Genomic DNA, 9,660 nt, shown 5'->3' with positions numbered 1-9,660 from the left:
TTTAAGGATACTTGAAAGTTATATTTTAGAAAAACAATTATGGAGTTCTTAATACAGAATATAGTATAAATGCTGATTCAAAGTGAAGTTTTGTATGCTTTTTGCTTTTATTGAGTATAAAATCTATTAACTAAAGTCGAACTACAAACATTAATTTAAGATGAAGTGAACTGTAGACTTTAGAAAGTTCTCTTATTCGATTTCAGAATGAATCGCTGATACAGGATTAAAAGAACTAAGTATTTCTTTTTGTTTTGAATGAGATACGTGAGTATAGATTTGTGTGATTGATATAGAACTATGTCCAAGAATTTGTTGAATGTATCGAATATCTACATCACTATCTAGAAGCATTGTCGCAAAACTATGTCTAAACATATGCGGTGTAATAGTTCTAGAAAAGTTATTTTGTTCAACGATTCTCTTTATTACTAAACGTACACTTTGCTCTGATAATGGTTTAAGTGAATGTTTCCCTGGGAACAAGAAATCATTTGATTCATTTCTTGTTTTATTTGTATATGTTTCTAATAAATTGAATGTTTTTTGATCTCCTAAAAATAGGATACGTTCTTTCTTACCCTTTCCTATAATATGGAGCGTCTTATTGGAAAGATTAATATCTTTGAGATGAATATGGCAAAGTTCAGAAATTCTGATGCCTGTTGAAAGTAACAGTGAAATAATCAGTAAATTTCTTTCAGCGTGTTGTTTTTGATAATCAGTTTTAGATAGAACTACTCTCTGCTCTAAATATAAAAAAATACTTTTCAGAATGTCATGCGGAATCGTTTTAGGTAATATTTTTTCAGTTCTAAATTGAAAGCGCAATTGATTGAAGGGATTCTCTTCAATTATGTTCTGGTATTTTAGATAGTTATAAAACACCTTCATACAAGCAATTTTTCTTCTTAATGTATTCGTTTTTATGCTAGATTGTGTCAAGTGTTCTATATAGGATTCGACATTATCATGGTCTGAGTTATAAAATTGCATAAGATCATTCTTATAAGCGCGAATTGTGTGTGAACTCAAACGCTTATGAGTTTTGCAATAATCTAGGTAAGTAGAAATAAGTTTATAGTCCATAAAAATCTCCTTTATCAATAATCATGCTATTATAAACCTATTTGAGTGCTTTGTATAGTGATAATAAATTGTTATCGGTAGGAGAATACTATGGAAATAAAAATAATTGATAAAATTTTATCTCAAAAATGTTTTTGGACAATTATTTTTACTTGTTGGGTTTTTATTGGAATTATAGTATCAATTTTTGATTCATCACTAAAACACAATTATATATATGTCTTTGGAGTAAATTCTCTACTGTTAGCTCAGATTATCACATACCAAAATTTAATGAAAAAAGAAATAATCCTTAAAATGTCTATTTCAGGTACTAAAGTCAATAATCTTCCACTATTTCCAATCTTCAGCAAAAATAATAGTTATCTAAACAAATGGTATAGTATATCTATTTGTTTTGCAATCGGTTTAAATTATTTCGTTTCACTAATATTATTAAAAGTTCTTATCTGGAACGAATTAATTACAATCTATGGCGCTATTACTCTAATCCTAACTGTATTTATTGCAATACAATTGTATTTAAAGTATCTACTCTATATTCTTACCTTAAGAAAGATTTCAAAATTAGAGTTTACTACATTGACACCAGTTTCTCTACATGATCCATCTGAATGTGATTGGATAGTTAAATTTACCGATAGTATGAGTTCATTTAGTAATTATTTTGGAATTTTAGGTATTGCTTATACTGCTCTATTCTATTTAACCACTCCACTATCTGCTATTAAATTTACCGGAAATACATTAATAATAGATACACCTAATAACCTAGTATTTAAAATTACTTGGGGAATAATTTTTATACTGATTGGTTTTGGTTATTTAATTTTTGACTATCTTTGGAAAAAATATATTAAAGATATAATAAAAAAAATAAAAAGAATGCAACTGAAGGAATATGATATTACCGATTACAGTAATAAACAACTTAATAAAGATTATATTGAGCTATTTAAACTCTATAAAGATTCCCCGAACTTTCCACAGTTATTCAATGGAAAACCACTCAATCCGATAGGTTTCATCCCCATTTTGATAAATCTATATAGGCTAGTTCAGCCATTTTTAACACAAAATTAGTGTTGTTTAAAAGAGCAGAGAATCCCAATCTCTGCTCTTTTATCTTAATAAATCCCCGCTCTTACCTTCGCTAATTTAATTGAATAATCAATAAAATAATTTAACCTTTCCATAGAATGATTTTTTTCCAAAACTTCACATTGTTTTTTTATATCAAACTCAATTAACGAAACTTCATTTTTTATATGTTTTAACACATTATATTTATTCAATAAAATTTCTAAATTAGTCACCTTATCTTTATTCTGAAGTTCCATTTTTTCTTTATTAGAGAGAAAATGTTCAAGGTAAACGTAACATAAATTTTTTCTACTTTTATTAATATCAAAATTATAATTCCCTTTGTATTTTACAGTGAACTCAGGATTAAAGTATGCTTCGCAATCATTTAGTAACTGAAATAAGTAGCCTAATTTGTAACCAATAATTGCTAAATGTTGATTATCTAACTCAGGATCATATGATTTCATGCCAATCACTAAACAATTTTGAATAACTTGTGAAGTTTGGTTATCTAAGATTTCTTTTATTTTATCAATACTTACATTCATATCAATATTCAATTCTTGTATTGTTCCTTGACACATTCTAATAATCATACGACTAAATACCCTAATTGTAGAATCATCAATTTCAGATAATAATTCAATACACTTTCCTAATAAAAAAACTGTGATTACTAGGGCTTCATCAATAGAATATTGCTTATGTACTGTGTATATGCTATGTCTTTTATCATCTTGATCTATAATATCATCAATAATAATAGAGGATTTATGAATTAACTCAATAGCTATTGCAGACTTGTAAACTTTTTCATTTAGATTCTCAGAAAACAACTTATAACCATAATATGTTAATAATGGTCTAAAACGACTCCCATTCACCACTTGAAGTATCTCATGATATTGTACTGGTAGTTCAAGCAGTATTGATTTAATCCTAGAATCAATAGTGAACAAAAAATCTTTTTCTTCACTATTTAACGTAATTATTGGTGTCTTTTCCATAGTATTCTCCTACCGATAACAATTTATTATCACTAGTATACCATAAATTCATCTTTAGTGGCTTGATTTGTATAATAATTTTTTTAGTTAAAATTAGATGATATTGGCCAACTATAAATTAAAACACTGTTTTGAAATTATATCGAATACTTTTGAGTCGATTACAAATTTACAACAACTAGAGAATTGTGTAGTTTGAAGGAAATAAGTACAAGTTTATTAGAAAAGGAGCATTTTATAGGATTATCACGAAAAATTCTAATTTTAGAATTATACTTTCTATTAATCTAGAACATGTTTTTTTATTCCTAAATGTTATAATAGTGTTATCAAGTAAAAGTAGCATACTATAATTGGTAACAATATAAAATTCTACTAAAGACACACGGTCTGACAAAAACAGATTTGCTCGAATTGTATAAATTTTACGCAATAGCCCTTAGCTGTTATAAAAACGGAACAAGTACCATTTCAACAGAATTTATAGAAGATTCCGCAATTGGAAATCTCTAGCTTTTTTGTGGCTGAGAACTATTTTGTCCCAGGCTCTTTTCTTTTTGTTCTAACAGGGACAAAAGGGGGCGAGTAAGTAATTTTCCTACGTTTTAATTCAAGCTAAAAATCCCCAATCGTAGTGATTGAGGATTGAGCAAATAAATCTTAAACAATACCTTGTGCAATCATAGCATTTGCCACATTTTCAAAGGCAGCAATGTTAGCTCCTGCAAGGTAGTCTTTATCAAGACCATATGTTTCTGAAGTTGTTTTAGCTGTGTTGAAGATGTTTGTCATGATGTCTTTGAGACGTCCATCAACTTCTTCACGAGTCCATGAGAGGCGAAGGCTATTTTGGCTCATTTCAAGAGCTGAAACGGCTACACCACCAGCGTTGGCAGCTTTGGCAGGTCCGTAGAAGATACCATTTTCTTTGTAAACTTTGATGGCATCAAGGTCGCTTGGCATGTTGGCACCTTCAGATACACAGATAACGCCTTGAGCTACTAAACGTTTAGCTGCTTCACCATTGATTTCGTTTTGAGTAGCACATGGAAGTGCAATGTCATAGTTTCCAGCGTAAGTCCATACAGAACCTTCATGATAAGTAGCAGTTGCTTTCTCAGCTGCATACTCAGTCAAACGAGCGCGACGTTTTTCTTTAACATCAATCAAAAGATCGAAGTCGATACCATTTTCATCGATGACATAACCATTTGAGTCAGATACAGAGATAACAGTTGCACCAAGTTCAGTTGCTTTTTGAAGAGCATATTGGGCAACATTACCAGAACCTGAAATGACCACTTTCTTACCAGCAAAGCTATTGCCATTAGCTTTGAGCATTTCTTCAGTGTAGTAAACCAAACCGTAACCAGTTGCTTCTGGACGAATCAAGCTACCACCAAACCCAAGAGGTTTACCAGTCAAGACACCAGCATCAAATTGGTTAAGACGTTTGTATTGACCGTAAAGGTAACCAATCTCACGTCCACCAACACCGATATCACCAGCAGGTACGTCCAGTGATGGTCCGATGTGTTTTTGCAATTCAGTCATGAAGCTTTGACAGAAGCGCATCACTTCAGCGTCTGTTTTACCTTTAGGATTGAAGTCTGATCCACCTTTACCTCCACCGATAGGAAGTCCAGTTAAGACATTTTTAAAGATTTGTTCAAATCCGAGGAATTTCAAAATCCCTTGGTTTACAGTTGGGTGGAAACGAAGTCCGCCTTTGTATGGTCCAACAGCTGAGTTGAATTGAACACGGTAACCACGGTTTACTTGAACTTTTCCATCACGGTCAATCCAAGGAACACGGAAAGAAATCACGCGTTCAGGCTCAGTGATACGTGCCAAGATATTTTCTTCGATATACTCAGGGTGTTTTTCAAATACAGGTTCCAAAGTGTTGAAAAATTCTTCAACAGCTTGGAGGAATTCAGCCTCGTGCCCGTTACGAGCTTTTACAGTTTCAAACACGCTTTGGATATATTCTTTAGCAGATGTCATATCGTTCTCCTTTTGTTGTCATATTTTATTACATGAGTCATTATAGCAGAAATTTTTTTAACTGTAAAGAGAAAAACAAAAATTTTCTAAAAATTCACTCAATTTGGTTTGGGAATTTTTGGAAGTAGATAAAAAACGAACCTTTTTCTTTGAAATATCTTTCTCAAAGAGAAATTGTGAAAATATGGTATAATATTAGCAATAAAAGGAATCTGGAGGATTAGAATCATGGTATCAACGAAAACACAAATTGCTGGTTTTGAGTTTGATAATTGTTTGATGAATGCAGCAGGTGTGGCTTGTATGACGATAGAGGAGTTAGAAGGAGTTAAAAACTCAGCGGCAGGAACCTTTGTCACTAAGACAGCGACCTTGGACTTTCGTCAGGGGAATCCTGAGCCACGCTATCAAGATGTTCCACTTGGTTCCATCAACTCTATGGGCTTGCCAAATAATGGCTTAGACTATTATTTGGACTATCTTTTGGATTTGCAGGAAAAAGAGCCAAGCCGAACTTTCTTCTTATCTCTGGTCGGCATGTCTCCAGAGGAAACTCATACTATTTTGAAAAAAGTCCAAGAGAGTGAGTTTCGTGGTCTAACAGAGCTAAATCTCTCCTGTCCAAATGTTCCAGGTAAACCTCAGATTGCCTATGATTTTGAGACAACAGACCGGATTTTGGCAGAGGTGTTTGCCTACTTTACCAAACCTCTTGGAATTAAATTGCCACCATATTTTGATATTGTTCACTTTGACCAAGCGGCAGCTATTTTCAATAAGTATCCTCTTAAGTTTGTCAACTGTGTTAACTCTATTGGAAACGGCCTTTATATAGAAGACGAGTCGGTCGTAATTCGTCCTAAAAATGGTTTTGGTGGAATTGGTGGGGAGTATATCAAACCGACTGCTCTAGCGAATGTTCATGCCTTTTATCAACGTTTAAATCCTCAAATTCAAATCATTGGAACAGGTGGCGTGTTGACTGGTCGTGATGCTTTTGAACATATCCTCTGTGGAGCAAGTATGGTGCAGGTGGGAACCACCCTTCACAAAGAAGGCGTTGGTGCTTTTGATCGTATTACCAATGAACTGAAAGCAATCATGGCGGAAAAAGGGTACGAAAGCCTAGAAGATTTCCGTGGGAAATTGCGCTATATCGATTAAATTCATTAAAAAATCAGAAGAAAGGAGAGAAGATGCTAGCCATTGAAGAAAGCCAGAAGTTGACTTTATCAAATTTATCGAGCCTGAGCCTTTTTACAGGGACAGACCAGGGCCAGTTTGAGGTGATGAAGAGTCAAGTGTTGAAACAGATTGGTTATGATTCTGCCGACCTCAACTTTGCCTACTTTGATATGAAAGAAGTAGTTTACAAAGATGTAGAACTGGAGTTGGTCAGCCTTCCTTTCTTTGCGGATGAGAAAATCGTGATATTGGATCATTTTGTCGATATCACGACTGCTAAGAAACGCTTTTTGACAGATGATGAGCTCAAGTCATTTGAGGAATACCTTGATAATCCTTCACCAACAACCAAGTTGTTAATCTTTGCAGAAGGAAAACTGGATAGCAAAAGACGGTTGGTTAAATTACTGAAGCGTGATGCCAAGGTTTTTGATGCAGTAGAAGCAAAAGAACAAGAATTACGCCAGTATTTCCAAAAGTGGAGTCAGAAAGAAGCTCTGCAGTTTGCCAATCATTCTTTTGAAAATCTTCTTATCAAATCTGGTTTTCAATTTAGCGAAATCCAGAAAAATCTCCTCTTTTTACAGTCCTATAAGGAAGACTCTGTTATCGAGGAAGAGGATATTGTCAATGCTATCCCCAAGACCTTGCAGGACAATATTTTTGATTTAACTCAGTTTATTCTGACTAAAAAGATGGATCAGGCGCGCGATTTGGTGAGAGACTTGACCTTGCAAGGGGAAGATGAAATCAAGTTGATTGCAGTCATGCTAGGACAATTTCGGACTTTTACTCAGGTGAAAATTTTGTCAGAGTCTGGGCAAACAGAATCGCAGATTGCAAGTAGTCTAGGCAGTTTTCTAGGACGCAATCCGAATCCCTATCAGATTAAGTTTGCGCTGAGGGATTCGCGAGGACTTTCCTTGAGCTTTTTGAAGCAAGCTATTTCTTATTTGATTGAGACAGACTATCAGATTAAGACAGGTCTTTATGAAAAAGGTTTCCTTTTTGAAAAGGCACTCTTACAGATTGCTAGTCAGGTAAATTGATATTTTTTGAAACTATAACCCGCGTCAGGATTATCTTGTCGTGGGTTTCTTGCTGATTTACTTATTTTATATTCAATGAAAATCAAAGAGCAAACTAGGAAACTAGCCGCAGGTTGCTCAAAGCACTGCTTTGAGGTTGTAGATAAGACTGACGAAGTCAGCTCAAAACATGTTTTTGAGGTTGCGGATGAAACTGACGAAGTCAGTAACATATATCTACGGCAAGGTGACGTTGACGCAGTTTGAAGAGATTTTCGAAGAGTATTATTAGAAAGTATGTCACTGATTTCCTCATCTATAAGCAAAAAACTTGAAAAAAGTGAATGTTTACGTTATCATTTTCATATAGAAAGAAAAAGAGGTATTACAGATGGCTATTATCTTACCAGATCTTCCATATGCGTACGACGCTTTGGAACCATACATCGATGCGGAAACAATGCACTTGCACCATGACAAACACCATCAAACTTATGTCAACAATGCTAATGCAGCTCTTGAAAAACACCCTGAAATCGGTGAAGATCTTGAAGCCTTGCTTGCTGATGTAGAATCTATCCCAGCTGATATCCGTCAAGCGCTTATCAACAATGGTGGTGGACACTTGAACCACGCTCTTTTCTGGGAATTGATGACTCCTGAAAAAACAGCTCCATCAGCAGAACTTGCAACAGCAATCGATGCAACATTTGGTTCATTTGAAGACTTCCAAGCAGCCTTCACTGCAGCAGCAACAACTCGTTTTGGTTCTGGCTGGGCATGGTTGGTTGTCAACAAAGAAGGGAAGCTTGAAGTGACTTCAACAGCAAACCAAGACACACCAATTTCAGAAGGTAAAAAACCAATCTTGGGCTTGGACGTTTGGGAACATGCTTACTACGTGAAATACCGCAACGTGCGTCCTGACTACATCAAAGCTTTCTTCTCAGTAATCAACTGGAACAAAGTAGATGAATTGTACGCAGCTGCTAAATAATGATAGTTGGAGGGAAGAATTGTTCTTCTCTTTTTAAGGTTATATTATTTTGGTCTGACAAAATCGTCAGACTTTTTTCATTTTTATGAGAAACGTGCTAACTGCTAGAAATTATGGTAGAATAAAGTATTAAGTAATCGTGAAAAAAGGATATCTATGCGAAAAGAAATTGCACCTGAATTATACAACTATAACAAGTTTCCTGGTCCTGAGTTTCATTTACACGGGGACAAGGTCGAAACGGAAGGGATAGCTTTTTCCTTGGTGGAAAATATCAAGGAAGCCTTTGATGTGACGGCTTTTAATCAGCGTTTTTCAGAAGTCTTAACCAAGTTTGATTATATCGTGGGAGACTGGAGCAACGAACAGCTTCGCCTACGAGGTTTTTACAAGGATGATCGAACAGAAGAAAAACTTGAAAAAATCAGTCGTTTACAAGACTACCTTTTAGAGTATTGTAGTTATGGTTGTGCCTATTTTGTCTTAGAAAATGAAGCCCCTAAGCGAGCATCATTTGACAAGAAAATGCGTAAGAAGGAAGAAACATCTTCTAGAAAAGGAAAGAAAGCGGCTCAAACAAAACGAAAACCGAATGCAGATAAGAAAAATAGACGTCGTCAGAAAGACCAACATTCTCAGAAAGAGGACAAGGGACAACGTCATTTTGTCATTCGTCAGAAGTGAGTAGAGAATAAGGAGAAGAAATGAAACCGTCAATTTATAGTTTAACACGTCAAACCATGCAGGAATGGGTTTTGGAGCAGGGAGAAAAGAAATTCCGTGCAGATCAAATCTGGGAATGGCTTTACCGTAAACGTGTCCAGTCATTTGAAGAGATGACCAACCTTTCCAAGGATTTGATTGCTAAGCTTAATGACCAATTTGTAGTCAATCCCTTGAAACAACGTATCGTTCAAGAGTCTGCTGATGGTACCGTTAAATATCTTTTTGAATTGCCAGATGGAATGCTGATTGAGACAGTACTCATGCGTCAACACTATGGTTTGTCAGTCTGTGTGACGACTCAGGTCGGCTGTAATATCGGTTGTACCTTCTGTGCTTCTGGTTTGATTAAGAAACAACGTGACCTCAATAATGGGGAAATCGTAGCGCAAATCATGCTGGTTCAGAAATACTTTGATGAGCGTGGTCAGGATGAACGCGTCAGCCATATCGTTGTCATGGGTATCGGTGAGCCTTTTGATAACTACAACAATGTCTTGAATTTCGTTCGTACCATCAATGATGACAAGGGAATGGC

At 34.9% G+C, this 9,660-nt stretch carries 9 protein-coding genes and 1 pseudogene; 7 read left to right on the top strand and 3 right to left on the bottom strand.

The window, feature by feature from the left end; genetic code table 11:
- Positions 1-192 precede the first annotated feature (192 nt).
- On the bottom strand, positions 193-1,089 hold the full coding sequence (locus tag RWM06_RS08560; RefSeq protein WP_313970821.1) for a tyrosine-type recombinase/integrase: 897 nt from the start codon (positions 1,087-1,089) through the stop codon (positions 193-195).
- A gap of 90 nt (positions 1,090-1,179) precedes the next feature.
- On the opposite strand from RWM06_RS08560, the gene RWM06_RS08555 reads away from it, so the two are divergent.
- The gene (locus tag RWM06_RS08555) at positions 1,180-2,172 is read left to right on the top strand and encodes a hypothetical protein (protein WP_313970820.1); all 993 of its coding nucleotides are present in this window, start codon (positions 1,180-1,182) and stop codon (positions 2,170-2,172) included.
- A gap of 44 nt (positions 2,173-2,216) precedes the next feature.
- Here the strand turns inward: RWM06_RS08555 and RWM06_RS08550 are convergent, their stop codons facing one another.
- Complete coding sequence (locus tag RWM06_RS08550; protein ID WP_313970819.1) at positions 2,217-3,182, bottom strand: polyprenyl synthetase family protein; 966 nt, start codon at positions 3,180-3,182, stop codon at positions 2,217-2,219.
- A 660-nt stretch (positions 3,183-3,842) separates the two neighbouring features.
- Positions 3,843-5,189, bottom strand: a complete 1,347-nt coding sequence (gene gdhA, locus RWM06_RS08545) for an NADP-specific glutamate dehydrogenase (RefSeq protein WP_313970818.1) — start codon at positions 5,187-5,189, stop codon at positions 3,843-3,845.
- Positions 5,190-5,417: 228 nt separating this feature from the next.
- On the opposite strand from gdhA, the gene RWM06_RS08540 reads away from it, so the two are divergent.
- The 6 genes and pseudogenes from RWM06_RS08540 to RWM06_RS08515 form a co-directional block, all read left to right on the top strand.
- Positions 5,418-6,353, top strand: a complete 936-nt coding sequence (locus RWM06_RS08540) for a dihydroorotate oxidase (protein ID WP_313970817.1) — start codon at positions 5,418-5,420, stop codon at positions 6,351-6,353.
- Positions 6,354-6,385: 32 nt separating this feature from the next.
- Positions 6,386-7,423: a DNA polymerase III subunit delta gene (gene holA / locus RWM06_RS08535; protein ID WP_313970816.1), complete on the top strand. Its 1,038-nt coding sequence runs from the start codon at positions 6,386-6,388 to the stop codon at positions 7,421-7,423.
- A gap of 75 nt (positions 7,424-7,498) precedes the next feature.
- The gene (locus tag RWM06_RS08530; protein ID WP_313970815.1) at positions 7,499-7,669 is read left to right on the top strand and encodes a hypothetical protein; all 171 of its coding nucleotides are present in this window, start codon (positions 7,499-7,501) and stop codon (positions 7,667-7,669) included.
- Positions 7,670-7,793: 124 nt separating this feature from the next.
- Positions 7,794-8,399, top strand: coding sequence for a superoxide dismutase SodA (sodA, locus tag RWM06_RS08525; protein WP_313970814.1), 606 nt, complete (start codon positions 7,794-7,796; stop codon positions 8,397-8,399).
- A 156-nt stretch (positions 8,400-8,555) separates the two neighbouring features.
- On the top strand, positions 8,556-9,083 hold the full coding sequence (locus RWM06_RS08520; RefSeq protein ID WP_313970813.1) for a YutD family protein: 528 nt from the start codon (positions 8,556-8,558) through the stop codon (positions 9,081-9,083).
- A gap of 20 nt (positions 9,084-9,103) precedes the next feature.
- Positions 9,104-9,660, top strand: a pseudogene (locus tag RWM06_RS08515) (23S rRNA (adenine(2503)-C(2))-methyltransferase RlmN); the annotation flags it as partial.

The sequence above is a fragment of the uncultured Streptococcus sp. genome (genome assembly GCF_963516575.1).
Lineage (GTDB): Bacteria > Bacillota > Bacilli > Lactobacillales > Streptococcaceae > Streptococcus.
This window is presented reverse-complemented; position numbering and strand designations above follow the sequence as displayed.